Source organism: Fervidibacillus halotolerans (genome assembly GCF_026547205.1).
Taxonomy (GTDB): domain Bacteria; phylum Bacillota; class Bacilli; order Bacillales; family Caldibacillaceae; genus Fervidibacillus; species Fervidibacillus halotolerans.
In genome coordinates, this window is the sequence record NZ_CP106877.1 from 2850250 (window position 1) to 2867702 (window position 17453).

The 17453-nt window shown below is 37.1% G+C and carries 14 protein-coding genes and 1 pseudogene; 8 read left to right on the forward strand and 7 right to left on the reverse strand.

Going from position 1 to position 17453, the window contains the following annotated elements; all coding sequences use genetic code 11:
- Nucleotides 1-22 precede the first annotated feature (22 nt).
- A pseudogene (locus OE105_RS13465) lies at nt 23-1185 on the reverse strand (IS256 family transposase).
- Between the two features lie 906 nt (nt 1186-2091).
- Here OE105_RS13465 and OE105_RS13470 point away from each other — a divergent pair.
- A complete protein-coding gene (locus OE105_RS13470) occupies nt 2092-2364 on the forward strand; it encodes a YhdT family protein (RefSeq protein WP_275422207.1) in 273 nt (90 codons plus the stop codon).
- A gap of 33 nt (nt 2365-2397) precedes the next feature.
- A complete protein-coding gene (gene panF / locus OE105_RS13475) occupies nt 2398-3849 on the forward strand; it encodes a sodium/pantothenate symporter (RefSeq protein WP_275420646.1) in 1452 nt (483 codons plus the stop codon).
- Nucleotides 3850-4171: 322 nt separating this feature from the next.
- Here the strand turns inward: panF and murB are convergent, their stop codons facing one another.
- The gene (gene murB, locus OE105_RS13480) at nt 4172-5092 is read right to left on the reverse strand and encodes a UDP-N-acetylmuramate dehydrogenase (RefSeq protein ID WP_275420647.1); all 921 of its coding nucleotides are present in this window, start codon (nt 5090-5092) and stop codon (nt 4172-4174) included.
- 384 nt (nt 5093-5476) lie between these two features.
- On the opposite strand from murB, the gene pgmB reads away from it, so the two are divergent.
- On the forward strand, nt 5477-6145 hold the full coding sequence (gene pgmB / locus OE105_RS13485) for a beta-phosphoglucomutase (protein ID WP_275420648.1): 669 nt from the start codon (nt 5477-5479) through the stop codon (nt 6143-6145).
- Nucleotides 6146-6423: 278 nt separating this feature from the next.
- On the opposite strand, the gene OE105_RS13490 is transcribed toward pgmB, so the two are convergent.
- On the reverse strand, nt 6424-7410 hold the full coding sequence (locus OE105_RS13490; RefSeq protein ID WP_275420649.1) for a Gfo/Idh/MocA family protein: 987 nt from the start codon (nt 7408-7410) through the stop codon (nt 6424-6426).
- Nucleotides 7411-7444: 34 nt separating this feature from the next.
- Nucleotides 7445-8110, reverse strand: coding sequence for an HAD-IA family hydrolase (locus OE105_RS13495; RefSeq protein WP_275420650.1), 666 nt, complete (start codon nt 8108-8110; stop codon nt 7445-7447).
- A gap of 302 nt (nt 8111-8412) precedes the next feature.
- Between OE105_RS13495 and OE105_RS13500 the strand changes: the two genes are divergently transcribed.
- Nucleotides 8413-10155: a phospho-sugar mutase gene (locus OE105_RS13500; protein ID WP_275420651.1), complete on the forward strand. Its 1743-nt coding sequence runs from the start codon at nt 8413-8415 to the stop codon at nt 10153-10155.
- Between the two features lie 309 nt (nt 10156-10464).
- Here the strand turns inward: OE105_RS13500 and OE105_RS13505 are convergent, their stop codons facing one another.
- The 3 genes from OE105_RS13505 to OE105_RS13515 all read right to left on the reverse strand — a co-directional run bounded on the left by OE105_RS13505 (nt 10465) and on the right by OE105_RS13515 (nt 13473).
- Complete coding sequence (locus OE105_RS13505) at nt 10465-11961, reverse strand: amidase (RefSeq protein WP_275420652.1); 1497 nt, start codon at nt 11959-11961, stop codon at nt 10465-10467.
- Nucleotides 11962-12205: 244 nt separating this feature from the next.
- Entirely contained in the window at nt 12206-12517 is a 312-nt protein-coding gene (locus OE105_RS13510) for a hypothetical protein (protein ID WP_275420653.1), read from the reverse strand.
- Nucleotides 12514-13473 (reverse strand): HD domain-containing phosphohydrolase, encoded by a 960-nt coding sequence (locus tag OE105_RS13515; protein ID WP_275420654.1) that lies wholly within the window; start codon nt 13471-13473, stop codon nt 12514-12516. The genes OE105_RS13510 and OE105_RS13515 overlap by 4 nt, the downstream gene beginning before the upstream one ends.
- A 551-nt stretch (nt 13474-14024) precedes the next feature.
- Here OE105_RS13515 and manA point away from each other — a divergent pair.
- The 4 genes from manA (at nt 14025) to OE105_RS13535 (ending at nt 17413) form a co-directional block, all read left to right on the forward strand.
- Nucleotides 14025-14972, forward strand: a complete 948-nt coding sequence (gene manA, locus OE105_RS13520; RefSeq protein WP_275420655.1) for a mannose-6-phosphate isomerase, class I — start codon at nt 14025-14027, stop codon at nt 14970-14972.
- An 80-nt stretch (nt 14973-15052) separates the two neighbouring features.
- The gene (locus OE105_RS13525) at nt 15053-15937 is read left to right on the forward strand and encodes an ROK family protein (RefSeq protein WP_420842547.1); all 885 of its coding nucleotides are present in this window, start codon (nt 15053-15055) and stop codon (nt 15935-15937) included.
- Between the two features lie 307 nt (nt 15938-16244).
- The gene (locus OE105_RS13530) at nt 16245-16940 is read left to right on the forward strand and encodes an ABC transporter ATP-binding protein (protein WP_275420656.1); all 696 of its coding nucleotides are present in this window, start codon (nt 16245-16247) and stop codon (nt 16938-16940) included.
- Nucleotides 16937-17413, forward strand: a complete 477-nt coding sequence (locus OE105_RS13535) for a hypothetical protein (protein WP_275420657.1) — start codon at nt 16937-16939, stop codon at nt 17411-17413. The genes OE105_RS13530 and OE105_RS13535 overlap by 4 nt, the downstream gene beginning before the upstream one ends.
- Nucleotides 17414-17453: the final 40 nt, after the last annotated feature.

Below are 17453 nucleotides of genomic sequence, written 5' to 3' on the forward strand. Positions count from 1 at the left end.
TATCTTTACATACTTACAAATTTTAGTATCTTTCTTCGAACATTTCTTGCAGGGCTTGATAGGCGTTTGAAAAACCTCGTAATTTTCTATTCGACCATTTTTCATTAAAGTCTTGTATGGTCAAATACGTGATTTTCTCCGCAGCTTCTATACTTGAAAGACTGTTCATCGTCTTTAGTCGTCTACGTATGTCTTTAATGGTTCTTTCGATCGCGTTTGTCGTGTATATGACACTGCGTATGCTTAGTGGATATTTCATAAACGTGAGTAGAACGTCTAAATCTTTTTCCCATGATTGTACTTCTCTTGCGTATTTTTTGGACCACTTTTTCTCGAATTCATGAAATGCTTGTATCGCAGCTTCTTTTGTCGCGGCACGATAAATAAGCTTTAAATCTTCTGCCACTTCTATTTGGTCTTTCTTTCTGACTTTATTTAATGTATTTCTGACTTTGTGTACGACACATCGTTGTACATCGGCTTTTGGATAGACAGATTTAAAAGCTTCTTCTAAGCCATTAAGACCATCAAACACGCCAAGTAATACTTCTTTTACTCCGCGCTGATATAAATCTTGAAGAATTTCTTGCCATCCAAGAGCGCTTTCTTGACCTCCAACATAGAAGCCTAATATTTCTCGGTAGCCATCTTCATTGACTCCAAGGACGATATAAATGACTTCCTTCGCATACGTATCACGACGGACTTTTATATATAAGCCATCTAGGTAAAGGACAGAATAACGCTTATTGAGTGGACGTTGTTGCCATTTTCGAATGTCTTCGATCGTCGCATCTGTAATATTGCTTATCGTGGTTGGGGAGTAACTGGAACCAAGAATTCGTTCGATAAATTTACCGATTTCTCGAGTACTCATCCCACTTTGGTACATTTTAATAATCGCTTCTTCGAGCCAACCATCGCGGCGTTGATAAGGTTCAAATAGTTGGGTTTGAAAATCCCCATTTCGATCTCGTGGAACATAAAGCTGATCAATTTTCCATACTTAGTATCCAAAGAACGGGTGTAATACCCATTTCTGGAGTTATGAACCTCTTTCTGTTCCACTTCTAAAAAGTTTTTGATTTCTTCTTTCATGATGAGCTCTAATTTTTCTTTTACAAACTCACGAATCAAATTTTCTAGTTGATTTACGAAGTCAGAGTTAGGTATACTACTAGACATAGGTAGGGTCATCCTTTCTCAATTTGTTTGGTCGCAAATCTGAGAATACCCTACCTTTTTTCTTTTGGTCTAGCAATATGCTTTACACAAAATTTTATACATCATCTATTCTAATTTTACAAAAAGTTTTGTACTAGTATCCAAAACACATGAAGGTGAAGACGATTCTACTTTTTAATAAAAGGGATGATTGTTGATCGATTTTTGCGAGTTAGAGGATTGATTTTCGGAAATTTGCAACTAAGAAAAAATAAAAAGAAGAAAGTTGGTTAAAATGTCGATTAGACTAAAACAAAAATCCAAATGGTTAGTTTTGGAATGGGATTTCTACTAGGAAAATGAATGAATAGAATTGGTAAAAGAAAAAGTTGTTCAAATTTGTATTTTATATAAACTCAACTTTCGCAGACCAATATCTAGTTCAATTACTTGATGTATATAGGTGTTGAACGTTCAAAATTATCGTTTGACATTTGGACAAATATAAAGAAAGAAACACCTATTCATTTGGTAAAATATTGGTGACCAAACCAAACCCCAAAAGAAAGATGTCACCAAATCATTTATGAGCTAAAAATTTAAAAGAGAATTCGGTTCATACTGTCTTACACATCGTTTTTAGTCGAATGAATAGTCTTCTATAATATTTTTCAACATAATCATAGAACTGTATGATAAAATTTAACTGAATAGATAGTGTTTTTTCATCTGAAAGAGTGGCGTTTGGCTGAGTTTGTCAGGTCAACGTTTTCCTCTAATGGGATTAAAGTTAATTCTTTTTAATGAATTATCACGGATTTTTTACGTTCTGATTTAAACAGGAAAGATTTGAAAGAGGAGATGAAAGTGATGGACGTGGATACAAAAAAGAGAACAGAAAACATTGATACAGATGTTCAGGATCCGATGTTTACAAATGACTCCCGTTTTAAACAGGGGAGAAAAGAAGTGTTAATCGGTGTGGGCCTCGTCATTTTCAACTTCCTTTGGTGGTTCGGTTTTGCTTATGGTTTAGGTTCAGCTCGTCCAGAGGAATATCAATATATTCTCGGTTTTCCTGCCTGGTTTTTTTATAGCTGTATTGGAAGTTTGGTCATTATGAGTATTTTAGTCGTTTTCTTCGTGAAAAAATACTTCGTTGAGGTTCCTTTTGATGATGAGTCGAATGAGGAAAAATAAGATGGAATGATTATATAAGGAAGAAGGGGTTTTATGAATTGGGGAGTTCTTTTTCCGTTAATTCTTTTTTTTATTGTAATTTTAGGTGTCGGTATTTGGTCTTCTAATTCTAGGATGAAAAAGAAGCATGTGTTCTTAAATGAATATTTTTTGGGAAGTAGAGAAATCGGTGGATATATTTTAGCGATGACGATGATGGCTACATACGGAAGCGCTAGTAGCTTTATCGGGGGCCCAGGTGTTGCCTATTCAAAAGGTCTCGGTTGGGTTCTATTATCGATGGCCCAACTCCCAGCAGGATATTTTGTATTGATGGTTTTAGGAAAAAAATTTGCTATTGTGGCGAGAAAGTATGAAGCGATAACGTTAAATGACTTTTTAAAGGCGAGATATCGTAGTACAACAGTAGGGATCATCGGTGCATTAAGTATTATTATCTTTTTATTTTCTGCTATGGCGGCTCAATGGGTCGGAGGAGCCCGTTTAATCGAATCGATTACAGGGATTTCCTATAACAGTGCATTATTTATTTTTGCATTAGCCGTTCTCATTTACGTTGTTATTGGTGGATTTCGTGCCGTTGCAGTAACGGATGCGATTCAAGGAAGTATTATGTTTGTTGGTACGATACTTTTGCTAATTGCTACCATTATTGCCGGTGGTGGCATTGGTAATATTATGGCAGATTTAACTGCGGAAAACCCGAATTTAGTTAGTCCTTTCGGTGCAGAAGGAGACCTCACACCTCTTTACGTTTCTTCCTTCTGGATTTTAGTCGGAGTCGGTGTTGTCGGATTACCTCAAGTAACTGTTCGTGCCATGTCGTATAAAAATGCGAAGGCGATGCATCGGGCCATCATTTATAGTACGATCTTCGTCGGCTTTATTATGCTCGGTATGCATTTGATTGGTGCTTTTGCTCGATCAATTATTCCAGGAATTGAAGTCGGAGATACAGTTATGCCGACCATTGCTATGGAAGTATTGCCGCCAGTTTTAGCGGGACTTGTATTAACAGCACCGATGGCAGCGATTATGTCAACTGTGGATTCGTTGCTTATTTTGGTTAGTTCGGCAGTAGTGAAAGATGTATATATTAGTTTTATCAATCCCAATGCTTCAGAAAAGAAAATGAAGAATGTTAGTTTTTTCGTCACAGCAATTTTGGGAATCATCGTTTTCTTAATCAGTTTAAGTCCACCGAATTTTTTAATCTGGTTAAATTTATTTGCCTTTGGTGGATTGGAGTCAGCCTTTATTTGGCCGGTCATTTTCGGTCTGTATTGGAAGGGCGGAAACAAATATGGTGCGATCGCTTCTATGATCGTTGGGGTTGGATCGTATATTATGTTCCACACCTTTTATCCGAACGCTTTTGGCATGCATACCGTCGTTATACCGATTGTTTTGTCCCTCGTTTTCTATGTTTTCGTTAGCTTAATATCAGGTAAATACGAGAGTAAAGCCCGATTACATTTGGAGTGAATTTCTTTTTAGTTAATCGATAAAAAAGAGTTTACAAATATTTTTCAGTAAGTTTGAGGGAACGAGCTAAGCATATCTGGTAAGTATATTCATTATTAATTGGACGTTTCAAAAAGAATAATGTTTTTTTAGTGTGCTAACTGAATACGTAGAGTGAAAAGGGATAAGGTTTTCATAAGATAAAATGATCAATCCGTATATACTTACGTGCATATTCGGATTGATCATTTTTTGTTGAAAATATTTTGTGTAAATTTTTTCATTTTTTGGGGTGAATGAATTTCTCCGTGTACTGGGAAGTTGTCATATCAATACGGTCAGATTACTTTTCTGGATCTTCTCCGATAATTCGAACTTCCCTTTCCAATTGGACGTTGAACTTTTCTTTCACCGTTTTTTGGACGTGTTCAATTAGTGCGATATATTCGGATGCGGTAGCATGATCAATATTGACGATAAATCCTGCATGTTTTTTTGATACTTCTGCGCCACCGATACGGACTCCTTGGAGATTACTGTCTTGAATTAATTTTCCAGCAAAATAACCTGGAGGTCTTTTAAACACACTACCACAAGATGGATATTCCAATGGCTGTTTAGATTCTCTACGGTATGTTAAATCATCCATAACCGCTTTAATTTCCGAATAGTTTCCTTTTTTTAATTGAAAAGTAGCTTCCAATACGATATCTCCCCGTTCACCGATATTGCTATGGCGATAGCCTAAGTCCAATTCGGAAGCTTCTCTTTTTACAAGTTGGCCGTTTTTGTCAACGACGATACAATAATCAAGTACATCTTTTATTTCCCCACCATAGGCACCCGCATTCATGAAAAGGGCTCCACCGACTGTTCCGGGAATACCACAGGCGAATTCGAGACCGGTTAAGCTTGCATCCAATGCTTTTCTGGATGTGTCGATGATTGCTGCACCACTTTGTGCGGTAATCGATGTACGAGTTACGGTAATTTTGTTTAAATGTTTTAATGACAATACGACTCCACGAATTCCCCCGTCCCGAATAATTAAATTCGATCCGTTTCCTAATAAAGTTAGTGGTACTTTATTTTTTTTGCAATATGAGACTAAACGTTGAACTTCTTCATATTTCGTTGGTGTGACGAAAAAATCTGCTTTGCCACCAAGCCTTGTATACGTATGATTTTTTAAAATTTCATTTATGGCAATTTGGTCTTTATCGATTATTTCCAGTAAGTCTTCATATATCCGTTTGTTATCCATTCTTGTCATTCCTTTATTTAAAGTTGATGAAAGAACACTCACCATCTTTATATTAAAGTGAATCAGTACTATTGGCAACAGCATGGGCCCATTTCTTTATTATCATATTTTGTATTGAAAAAATGGTTCATAAGTGCTTTCCTATTTTCACAAAAATGTAATGCAACGTACGGTCAATCTTAAGCAAGGTTATCTAGACAAATCAAATAAAAATAAGTAATATGAGAAAAGAGTGAATTTTGCCCGCTCTATGATCCCACGATTATAAGAAGAAAAACGTTTGCACTTTTACATGCTTGTATTTCCATAGCAAAGAAAAATGATACCCAAATTCTTGTGAAAACTACCGAAAAGAATAATCCGATTTGGAAAAGGAGCAGAGGCATGAAAGAAATAAAAGCGATAATTTTCGATTTGGATGGCGTAATTACCGATACAGCTGAATACCATTATTTGGCATGGAAACAGTTGGGTGAAGAGTTAGGCATTCCCTTCGATCGGACATTTAATGAACAATTAAAAGGTGTTAGTCGGATGGAATCATTGGAAAGAATTTTAGCTTACGGAAACAAGTCGAACGTCTATACAATGGAAGAAAAGGAACAGTTTGCTGAAAAGAAGAATGAAATGTATAAACAACTGATTCAAAAAATTACACCGAAAGATTTGCTTCCTGGCATAGAAAATTTTATGCGAGAGATTAAAGAAAACGGAATCAAAATAGGGTTAGCTTCCGCAAGTAAAAACGCGTTTACGGTCATCGAAAGGCTTGGTGTTGGTCACTATTTTGACACGATTGTTGATGCGGCTACGGTAAAAAATAGTAAGCCGGATCCGGAAGTGTTTTTAAAAGCAGCGGATCAATTAAATGTTCCTTACGAAAACTGTGTCGGCGTTGAAGATGCTCAAGCAGGCGTTGAGGCAATTAAACGTGCAGGGATGTTTGCCGTCGGTGTTGGAAATGCAGAACAGTTAGCAAGGGCCGATCTCGTCGTCAGTTGCACGAGTGATTTGAAATTAGATGACATCAAACGTGCGTTCTCAGAGAATTGAGTTTAGAAAAGGCTGCATAGGAAGTAACATACTTCTTTAAGCAGCCTGTTTTAATTAAAAAGCGTTTAACAAAAGTTTACGAATTATCATTATGTACTTAACATGTACTCGACGAACGATTCCTTCCTACTAGGTGGAAAAGATTTTTACATCAAAAAAAATCCGATACGAAAAGGTGAACCTTGACACTCATTAAGTTAGGCCTGTAAAGGTTCACCTTCCTTATTAGGGGTGCTTATTAATTATATAAAGAAGATGGTTTCCAATAAATAAATAGCCTAATTTTCATCTGCTGGAAATTTGAGACCAATTTGCTTCCGTGCTTCTTCCATGATTTTGGCCGTTGTCAAAGACCGATGGAACGTATTTACGGAAGATTCCGTTTCTCCACGTTCAATGGTTTCGATAAATGCTTTTGCTTCATAATACATCGTATTTTCCACTTGGCTTTGACTAATATCTTCAATCGTACCATCGTTATAATGGATTTTCACATCACTTGGACTTGAGATTTTATCGATAATAATCGTTCCCTTTTCCCCTTGAATTTCGGAGGGAATAAAAGAATTTGTGATTTTAGAGAAATGAACAGCACCTTCCATATCATCGTAGCGGAATAAAATACTACCCGATCCATCCACTCCCGATTCCAACATATAGGCATTTGCTTTTATTTCTTTCGGTTCACAAAATAAAGTAACCATCGGATAAATACAGTAAACACCGATATCCATTAATGCACCGTTCGACAATTCCGGTTTAAAGGCATTGAGAATAATCCCCTCTTTATATTTGTCATAGCGAGAGGAATATTGGCAAAAATTACCAAAATACCGACGGGTTTTTCCTATTTTATGTAAATTGTTTTGAATACTGATAAAACTAGGAATAAATGTGGACTTCATCGCTTCCATTAACAAAACTTTATGATCTTTTGCTACTTGAATCATCCGTTCAACTTCCTTGGAGTTGGAAGCCAGTGGTTTTTCACAAATGACATGTTTTCCGTTTTGTAAAAATAAAATGGATTGTTCGGCATGGAAGGCATTTGGGCTAGCGATATACACCGCATCCACTTCATCAGACTGAGCCATTTTCTCTAAGTCCGTATAGATGTTTTGAACTCCGAATTTTTCTGCAAACTGTTTTGCTGTTTCTTCTGTACGGGAGTAAACAGTTGTTAATTTAAAACCATCAATTTTTGATGCAGCATCAATAAATTTTTCAGTAATCCAATTTGTTCCGATAATACCAAAACGTACCAAAATATATCACTCCAAAAGTTAGATTTTAAATAATTTATAGATATGTTAATAATTCCTTCATTTCATTTATAACTAAATTCGCTCCGTCTAGTTCGCCATCTTTTTTAAATGTTGCATAGTCACAGCCAACAACAAAGAGGTTATTTTGTTTTCCCGCTTCCACATCTGACGAACGATCACCGATCATCCATGCATGTTTCAATCCGTGGTTCTCAAGAATTAATTTGACTAGATCCACTTTAGAAGTTGTTTGGAACTCATCGGCTGAATAAACTTTTTCAAACAATCCTTCTAAACCACAATAATTAACGACGCCTTTCACATAATCTTCCAATCCGTTACTAGCAACAAACAGTCGATATCCCCTTTGATGAAGGGTTTGTAATGTTTCCCTAACCCCAGGATATAAGTTCCCATTTCCATTTTTTAATGCTTCCATTTCCAATTCTAACATTCGTTTACTGGCATAATCTCGAGCTTCCTGTGATGCTCCGGGAAGTAATTTATCCCAAATTTCATCTAAGATCATACCTAAACAGCGGTACATTTTTTCAATTGGAGGAATATCACCATGAAAATATCCCTTTTCTTTTAATGATTGAAAAGTTAAAAAATATACATCATTTAAAATCGATTCAGTCTGAAAAATCGTTCCATCGATGTCAAAGATAAGCGCATCCGGTTTGTTTGCTATAACCATTCGATCTCTCCTCCAATAATTTGTGATATTCATTTCACAATCTATTTTATTATAGCATTTTTAAAAGAAAATTATTGAGATGGTATGGTTTAATGTAAAATGAGTTTCGTTTGAACAAGGTTTACTAGATGACTAAATTTTTTATTCCCTTTTGTCATTGTTCATCAAAAAACTTAGAAAGTAGAAATTGTATAAGAACCAAATATGGATATTTCTTAAAATGGATGCCTGGTCAGTTGTTTCTTTGCTATAATAAAATATGTGTTTATTGCAATCATAGTATATTAATGGAGGGGTTGACAATGAGTTGGAAAGCAACCGCCGATAAGTGGCTTCAATTTCAAGATTTGGACGAAGATTTGAAACAACAACTAACGAAAATTAAAGATGATGAATCGAGTTTGGAAGAGCTGTTTTATAAAAATTTGGAATTCGGCACAGGTGGAATGCGGGGAGAAATCGGACCAGGTACGAACCGTATGAACGTGTATACTGTTCGGAAAGCCTCTGTTGGATTAGCCCGTTATTTGTTAAACAAAGGGGAGGACTTTGCGAAAAGGGGAATTGTCATCGCCTATGATTCAAGACATATGTCACCTGAGTTTGCATTAGAGACAGCAAAAACGGTCGGAAATTACGGAATTAAATCGTATTTGTTTAAAGAATTACGCCCGACACCGGAATTGTCCTTTGCGGTACGATATTTGAAGGCAGCTGCGGGGGTTGTGATTACAGCGAGCCACAACCCGCCGGAATATAACGGATATAAAGTATACGGGGATGATGGGGGACAATTACCTCCGAAACAGGCCGATCAATTAACGAATTTTGTCAACGAAGTGTCGGATGAATTAACGATTCCTGCGCTGACAAAGGAACAACTGTTAGAAAAGGGATTATTAGAATATATTGGAGAAGAGATTGACCGGGAATACTTGGAACATGTGAAATCGATCAGTATCAATCCGGAATTGATTAAAAAAGTAGGGAAGGATTTAAAGATTGTCTTTACTCCATTACACGGAACATCCAACCGCTTGATTCAACAAGGCTTAAAATTATTTGGCTTTGAAAATGTTACCGTTGTAAAAGAACAAGAAATGCCCGATCCGAATTTTTCGACGGTCAAATCGCCGAACCCTGAGGAACATGCAGCATTTGAATTGGCCATTCGTTATGGGAGAGAAATCGATGCGGATCTTTTAATTGGAACCGATCCGGATGCCGATCGATTAGGAGTAGCTGTTAAAAATAGCGAAGGTGAATATCAAGTACTAACCGGTAATCAAACGGGTGCAATCATGCTCCATTATTTATTATCCCAAAAAAAGGAAAAAGGAATGTTGCCAGAAAATGGTGTTGTTTTGAAAACGATTGTTACGTCAGAAATTGGTAGACAAATTGCAGAAAGTTACGGACTTCCGACTGTGGATACGTTGACGGGCTTTAAATTTATTGGTGAAAAAATCAAACAATATCATTCGACAGGCGAACACGTTTTTCAATTCGGATATGAAGAAAGTTATGGATATTTAATCGGTGATTTTGTTCGGGATAAAGATGCGATCCAAGCCGCTTTATTCGCATGTGAAGTAGCTGCCTTTTACAAGCTTCAAGGGAAAAATTTGTATGATGCGTTAATGGATGTTTATGAAAAGTACGGTTATTATAAAGAATCGATGCAATCTTTAACCTTAAAGGGTAAGGAAGGTTCCGAACAAATTGCCCGTATTTTAGACGAGTTTAGGAATCATCCACCGAAGGAAATTGTTGGAACTGAAATTATTGCTATGGAAGATTATAAGAAAAGTATACGAAAAGAATTTGCCGATGGAAAATTAAGTCCAATTAGTCTTCCAAAATCGAATGTATTGAAATTTTACCTAGCAGACGACTCTTGGTTTTGTGTCAGACCATCGGGAACGGAACCGAAGTGCAAATTTTATTTCGCTGTTAAGGGAAAAACGTTAAATGAAAGTGAAAGATTACTCGATCAGTTGCAATCTTCCGTCATGGAAAAAGTACGGGAGATAACAAAACAATAAACATTCCTTCATCTCAAAAAGAGGGTGTCCCAAAAGTAGCTGGGACACCCATTCTTCGTTTGAAAATAACAAGGATTTTCTAAAATAATGTCGTTTTTGGTTCATACACGTATAACAAAAGACAGACGCTTTTTCGTAGACACGGCCTAGCCTTTTCGATTCGAATGCTCGTCTGTGGGCCTTCGATTCGTGCTGTTGCTGTCAATTGCGGCAACCTTCTCTTTCATCGACTTACGGGCTTATCGGATATCTCCTTTTTAAATAAGAAACAATATTTATATTTAAAATAGGCACGTATAAAAGATCCAATTAGTCTTTAAACATTGGATTTCCTTTCATGCCAATCCACAGGTCCGTTTGTTCAACTTGGGCGGCAAGTTGTAGTAGGCGGTGTTCTTCCCCTTTTTGTGTCATCACCTGTACACCTATTGGTAGGCCGTCAGCTGTCACATGAATCGGTACAGACATAGCAGGTTGTCCCGTTAAATTGGCCAATTGGGTAAAAGGGGTATATGTCAAACTTGGTAAAAACATGTCGTAAATGATCTGTTGTTGCTCTTCTTTGCTTGCATTTGCAATGTTTTTTTGTAATTCCAATTGGGCATCTTTAGAATGGGTTAGTTCACCGACTTTTGGTGCTGGAAATGCCGTCGCTGGTGTAATAAAAAAATCGAAGTGACGATGGAAATTGGCCATTTTTTCCGCTGCAAGATCCCATGAAGCCAAACTTTCAGCGTATTCAGCTGCAGAAAGCGATTTTCCTGCGACGTGAAGAACCCAGGATTCAATTTCCATATCATTTTCTGTCAAAACCCTACCAAAAGCCTTTTCCAAACTGCGAGCGGTGGCATTCATTTCTCCACTGTTCATTATGTAATAATCTTTCATTAATTGAATTCCATCGATTGGTAATTCTCGTTCTTCAATTATATGTCCTTGGCGATCGAGCCATTTAACTATTTTTTCTACCGCCTTCTTTGCTTCATCACTGACGGGGGTATCAACAGGTGATTTTGTTGAATAGGCAATCCGCAGTGTTTTTTTCAGTGGCTTGTTTAGCACGTTTACATAACCCTCGGTAAATAATGGGGTTTGAAAAGCTGCTTCTGGCTGAACGGTTTGCAATAGCTCAAGTAATGCAGCACTATCCCTTACACTACGACTTAATACAAAATTGATTGCGGCCCCTTGCCAAGCCCTTCCATATCCTGGTCCAACGGGTGTTCTGCCACGTGTCGGTTTTAATCCGAATAAACCAGTAAAGGATGCAGGAATACGAATGGAGCCACCACCATCACTAGCTCCCGCGACGGGTACGATGCCTGCTGCAACACTGGCTGCTGAACCTCCGCTAGACCCACCGGGAGAATAATTAGTATTCCATGGATTTCTCGTCGGTCCATAAATTTCTGGTTCGGTAATATTTTTTAACCCGAATTCTGGTGTATTCGTATGCCCCAAAATAGAAAAACCAGCATCGCGAAGGGTTTTTACAAAATGGGCATCGTGGTCGGCAATATGATTTTTTAATAATCGAGAACCTGAAGTAATTGGTTCTCCCTTTACATTTTGGGATATATTTTTTAATAATAAGGGTACACCGTAAAAAGGAGTTTTCGCGTCGAGGGAATCTAATTCTTGCAAAGCTCGCTCAATTCGTTCATGGACGACAGCATTGATGGTTGGATTCACTTCCTCCAATCGCTCAATCGCAGCCATTACAATTTCCTTTGCATGAACTTCTTTCCTTTTAATTAACGTAGAAATTTCTACAGCGTCTAATTGTATGTATTCATTTTTTTTCATCACAACTCACCTCATCCACTATGTTATTTTTTTATTGTACTGGAGTTTTCTTATGAATTTCAAAAGTGATATTTTTTAAATGCTACTGTGAAATTTGAAAATGTTCAATGGACGTACTGTATAATGAAAATAATTATAGTGGATATGACAACTTAAGTTTAACAATGATTTTTAAACATAACTTTAATACACCCTTGAATTTTGTTATGAAATAAAAAAAGAAGGGAATTATATCCCTTCAAAATTAATCGTTATCCCCGACAAAATACAGAGGAGGATCAATCGCAAGTACCGGTTTCCCATTTACCACGATCCAAATATAACTATATTCCAAATCGATATCGTGATGTTCCCGTAAATACGCATGGAGCGCTTCTTGAATATCAAATAAATAATACGCAAGTTCTTCCGTTAAAAACGGGATGTCAAAAGGTAAAGTAAATTCGAGATAAATATCGTTTTCCGGATTGTACGCTGCCATTGCCGTATCCTTTTCCGCTGGCAAGGCAAGTACAAGAGTAGTAGTTAATAATAAGGCAATAAGTAATTTTTTCATCTTCTACTCGCTCCTTTAAATAATTTATTTTCAGCGGATTCCCCGCCAATTACCGATAGAAAGGCTTGTACAACTTTCGGATGATACAATGTTCCACTATTCCGAACGATTTCTTCCATGGCTTCTTCCTTCGATAAAGCTTTCCGATAAATACGGTCCGTCGTCATTGCATCGAAGGAATCGACAACGGCTACGATGGCAGCACCGATATGAATTTCGTCTCCTTTCAAACCATAAGGGTAGCCACTTCCATCATAACGTTCGTGATGCTGTTCGACGATAACAGCCGCCTCTTTTAAAATTGGGATTCCGGAATCAATTAAAATATCTTTGCCGTATATCGGATGTTTTTTAATAATTTCCCACTCTTCATCAGTTAATTTACCAGGTTTTTTTAAGATATGATCAGGAATGCGAACTTTTCCTATGTCGTGTAAATACGAACCTATATTTAAAGTATGTAAATCTTTTAGTTTTAATTGTAGTTTCTCTCCAATCATCATAGAATAGCGCATAATTCGCGAACAATGATTTTTCGTATAACCGTCCTTTTCTTCGACAATTATACTTAAATTCTTAATTTCTTTTACTATATTGCTATAGTGATGAAAAATAGGTTGAGATGAGATGTATAAAAACTCTAATTGATTTACTGATTGAATTATGCAATTATCTTTAATTGATAATGCACTAATATTATCACCCTGATGGAGTTCTATTTCTTGGTTATTGATGATTAACTTTGCTTCACCATTTAAGATATAAATAAATTCTAGTCCGTTCCAACCTTCAACAGGGCCTATTCCCCATCGTGTATTTTTCGATAAAGTATGTTTTATAACCTCTGTACCATCATAAGATGCTAATAATTCAATAGTCATGTCTCCTGTTTCTACCTTTTCGATTACCTGACCCTTTTCGTTAAAAATTACTCCGAAATCTTTAAATTGTTGCATACTTAAGCCTCCGAATCGGATGAATCTGTTTGAGTCTATTATATTGTACTTTTTCATTCTTTCATAGAAAAAATGTTCAATTTATTAAAAAAACCGGCCTTTTTTACTAATAATCAGGAAAAAAGTCCTAAAAAACCGTTGAAATTCGTCGAAAAATGGCCGATTTAAATGAATTGTGAAAAATCGAGTCATCGAATACTAAACCCTATCCTATTCTCTTCATTTGTCTAAAACTGTCCAATTTTTGTTTCAATCTGGAATAGTATTGTTTAAATTTGTGAAAAAAATTGTTTAAATGCAATGAAAAAATGTTTAAAATCCGAAACATTTATTTCAGTTCTGTAAGTGTCTTTGCTTCCGATCAATGTTGTTTGGAGAAATTTTTTTAATAAAAAAGGAATAGGAATCCAAAAAAGTTTAATTTACATTTTATAAAAAGACCGCACGATCCGTTTTCATCCTGTGGATTTTTATGTATTTTTCCTTTATAGTAAAAATAGCATTTATGAGCAAAAAATATGAAAGTCCAACGATTATAATGGAGGGTAAAAATGAAAGAACCATTATTTTTACAACCGGTATTTCAAGAACGAATTTGGGGAGGAACGGCTTTACGGGATGTTTATGGCTATGAGATACCTTCTGATCGGACAGGAGAATGCTGGGCTATATCCGGACATCCAAATGGGCAAAGTATTGTGAAAAACGGAGCATTCGCTGGAAAAACATTAGGTGAACTGTGGGGATCAAATCGGGAACTTTTTGGCAATCTTGAAGGGGATGTTTTTCCGTTACTCACAAAAATTTTGGATGCTAATGCAGACCTTTCTGTTCAAGTTCATCCAGATGATGCCTATGCCAAGGAACATGAAAACGGTGAACTTGGAAAAACGGAATGTTGGTATATTATCGATTGTAAAGAAGGAGCGGAACTTGTTTTCGGTCATACAGCGAAAACGAAGGAAGAATTCGTTCACCAAATTGAAGCAGGGAATTGGGATCAATTGTTACGTCGAGTCCCAATTAAAAAAGGAGAATTCTTCTACGTACCGAGTGGTTCCATCCACGCACTTTGTGAAGGGACACTCGTCCTTGAAACTCAACAAAGTTCGGATACGACTTATCGTGTTTATGATTATGATCGGACGGATGCGAACGGAAATAAGCGGGAATTACATTTAGATAAGGCGATCGATGTTACTACCATCCCCCATCAAGATCCTCAACTTAATATAACTACGGAAAAAAGGGAAGGAGCGGAAATTACGACCTTTGTCCAAGCTCAATATTTTTCCGTATATAAATGGGATATAGACGGAGATCTCCATTACACTCAAACGCATCCGTTTCTATTAATGAGCGCTTTGTCAGGGGACGGCTCTTTAGAGATCGATGGAAAAACTTATCGTGTGAAAAAGGGTGACCATTTCATCATTCCTGCAACCGTTCATCAATTTACAATGAAAGGTGAATTGGAACTGATTGTCGCCCATCCGTAATGTTCCTGGCATGTTTTGTGTGATATTGAACATAAAATGAATATCTAATAAATCATTTCCAACCGAATACAATAGGAGCGATGATTGTGAAACTAGGATCCATTGAAGCAGGTGGAACGAAATTTGTTTGCGCTGTTGGAACAGAATCAGGGGAGATTATCGATTGGATTACGATTCCAACGAAAACACCGGATGAAACGATTCCAGAAGTGCTCGCTTTTTTCCAAAAACATGAAATCGAAGCGATGGGAATTGGTTCCTTTGGGCCGATCGATGTGAAAAAATCGAGCCCGACGTACGGAAATATTTTAAATACACCGAAATTACCTTGGAAAAACTACCCGTTTTTAGAAAAAATTCAAGAACAATTGCAAGTACCCACAGGTTTTACGACGGATGTCAATGCTGCGGCTTTAGGGGAATACGCTTATGGAGCAGCGAAACATACGGATAGTTGCCTGTACATTACAGTTGGAACGGGAATCGGTGCAGGAGCGGTCATTAACGGAGAATTACTGGAAGGTTTTTCCCACCCGGAAATGGGTCACATTATTATTCGTCGTCATCCGGATGACCGTTTCGAAGGGGTTTGTCCTTACCATAAAGACTGCCTCGAAGGGATGGCATCCGGTCCTGCGATCGAAAAACGTTGGGGGAAAAAGGGGATTGAGTTGTCGGAGAGAAAAGAAGTTTGGGAGCTTGAGGCGTATTATATCGCCCAGGCACTCGTTCAATACATTATGATCCTTTGCCCAGAAAAAATCATTATCGGCGGTGGTGTTTCCCAACAAGAGACGATCTTCCCCCTTGTTCGTGAAAAGGTAAAAGAACTATTAGGAGGATATTTCACCCAACCGGAAGTAACTGAACAAATTGATGATTATATCGTTCCACCGGGACTGGAAAATAATGCTGGAATCGTCGGCGGTCTCGTTTTAGCAAAAATGGCATTGGAATCAAAATAAGAAAAGAAAAGCTTTATGATGACGGTTTTGGTGACCGATTATCATAAAGCTTTTTTAATGAGTCCTCATGTATTTAATTAGCTATACTCGTTTCTCAATAAATTAAGAAGCTGGATTTTCAGTCTTCTAATGGGAGACAGATCAATAAATGCATAATCTGAGGGAGGATATTCTATAGAACCTTACACAAAATTCTTGACGGTACCGACGTTTTAGTTTTATGTATATTCAAATAATTGACAATTCAAAAAAAACAATTATTATTTTATTTAACAGATTCTATCATTAATAAATTAGGGATGATGCTATGGTTACAGAAATTCAACTTATTGGAGTAAATAAAGAATATAAGGGAGACGGTACTGTAACAGATGCTCTAAAAGATATCCATTTAAATTTTCATCAGCAGGAATTTACGGCCATTGTTGGTCCCTCCGGTTCTGGAAAATCCACTTTATTAAATTTAATCGGAACGCTTGACAAGCCCTCATCCGGTAAGATTTTATATAACAAAGAAGAAATCATGAACAAAGGAGCAAATAAAATTGCTGACTTTCGTTTTTCCAACATCGGCTTTATTTTTCAACAATTTCATCTCCTTCCGACTTTAACAGCATTGGAAAATGTTCTTTCCCCTTTATTTTCCCGAAGAGTTTCTTTCAATAAAAAGGAGCGGGCACAAGAGGTACTGAAACGAGTTGGGTTGGCGAATAAAATGGATGCCCTTCCTTCCCAACTATCGGGTGGTGAACAGCAAAGAGTAGCGATTGCAAGGGCGATCGTTCATAAACCGAGCTGGTTATTGGCCGATGAACCAACTGGAAATTTGGATACAGAAACAGGAAAACGTATTTATGAATTATTAAAGGAATTAAATGAACAAGACGGATGTAGCGTTTTATTTGTAACACACGATCCCAATTTAGCAGCAAACGCTAATCGCATCATTACAATAAAAGATGGTACGGTCATATCGGATGAATGCCAAGGTGGTGGAACATGATTCGGTTCATCTGGAAAAACTGGTGGCGGAAAAAAGGAAATTTTATTTTTTTAATTGTCGGTGTTCTTCTGATCGCTGCTGGACTTTTTTATTTAGTTGGCTTATCCCATGCAACGCAAACGACCATCGTCGATGAGCTACAAAAACGTTGGCAGGCATCCTATGATATCGTTGTGCGCCCTGCTGGAACCCGCAGTATTACTGAAAAAGACAACTTACTGGATCCGAATTTTTTGAGTGGACTTTCAGGTGGGATTAGCATTGAGCAATATGAACAAATAAAAGAGATCGACGGCGTTGATGTAGCCGCACCGATTGCGATAATCGGGTATTTACTTTTTTCAATCGACTTACAAGATCTCGAACTAGAGGGTAATGGCATTTATAGACTTGTGACCGAAGAGATAAATCATATCGGTATAAAAGAAAAGAAAAATGTTACCACAACATATTTTTCACGGGGTAATGATTAGGTTATACAGGAAAAATTTATCGAAACAAATGGACACTATT

Bases quoted from the DNA above. Each gene is read 5' to 3' on its own strand.
- OE105_RS13515 (WP_275420654.1), bottom strand. From the start codon at position 13,473: ATGCAACAATTTAAAGATTTCGGAGTAATTTTTAACGAAAAGGGTCAG.
- OE105_RS13510 (WP_275420653.1), bottom strand. From the start codon at position 12,517: ATGAAAAAATTACTTATTGCCTTATTATTAACTACTACTCTTGTACTT.
- OE105_RS13500 (WP_275420651.1), top strand. From the start codon at position 8,413: ATGAGTTGGAAAGCAACCGCCGATAAGTGGCTTCAATTTCAAGATTTG.
- OE105_RS13495 (WP_275420650.1), bottom strand. From the start codon at position 8,110: ATGGTTATAGCAAACAAACCGGATGCGCTTATCTTTGACATCGATGGA.
- panF (WP_275420646.1), top strand. From the start codon at position 2,398: ATGAATTGGGGAGTTCTTTTTCCGTTAATTCTTTTTTTTATTGTAATT.
- OE105_RS13525 (WP_420842547.1), top strand. From the start codon at position 15,053: ATGATTGTGAAACTAGGATCCATTGAAGCAGGTGGAACGAAATTTGTT.
- OE105_RS13505 (WP_275420652.1), bottom strand. From the start codon at position 11,961: ATGAAAAAAAATGAATACATACAATTAGACGCTGTAGAAATTTCTACG.
- OE105_RS13470 (WP_275422207.1), top strand. From the start codon at position 2,092: ATGTTTACAAATGACTCCCGTTTTAAACAGGGGAGAAAAGAAGTGTTA.
- manA (WP_275420655.1), top strand. From the start codon at position 14,025: ATGAAAGAACCATTATTTTTACAACCGGTATTTCAAGAACGAATTTGG.
- OE105_RS13530 (WP_275420656.1), top strand. From the start codon at position 16,245: ATGGTTACAGAAATTCAACTTATTGGAGTAAATAAAGAATATAAGGGA.
- pgmB (WP_275420648.1), top strand. From the start codon at position 5,477: ATGAAAGAAATAAAAGCGATAATTTTCGATTTGGATGGCGTAATTACC.
- murB (WP_275420647.1), bottom strand. From the start codon at position 5,092: ATGGATAACAAACGGATATATGAAGACTTACTGGAAATAATCGATAAA.
- OE105_RS13535 (WP_275420657.1), top strand. From the start codon at position 16,937: ATGATTCGGTTCATCTGGAAAAACTGGTGGCGGAAAAAAGGAAATTTT.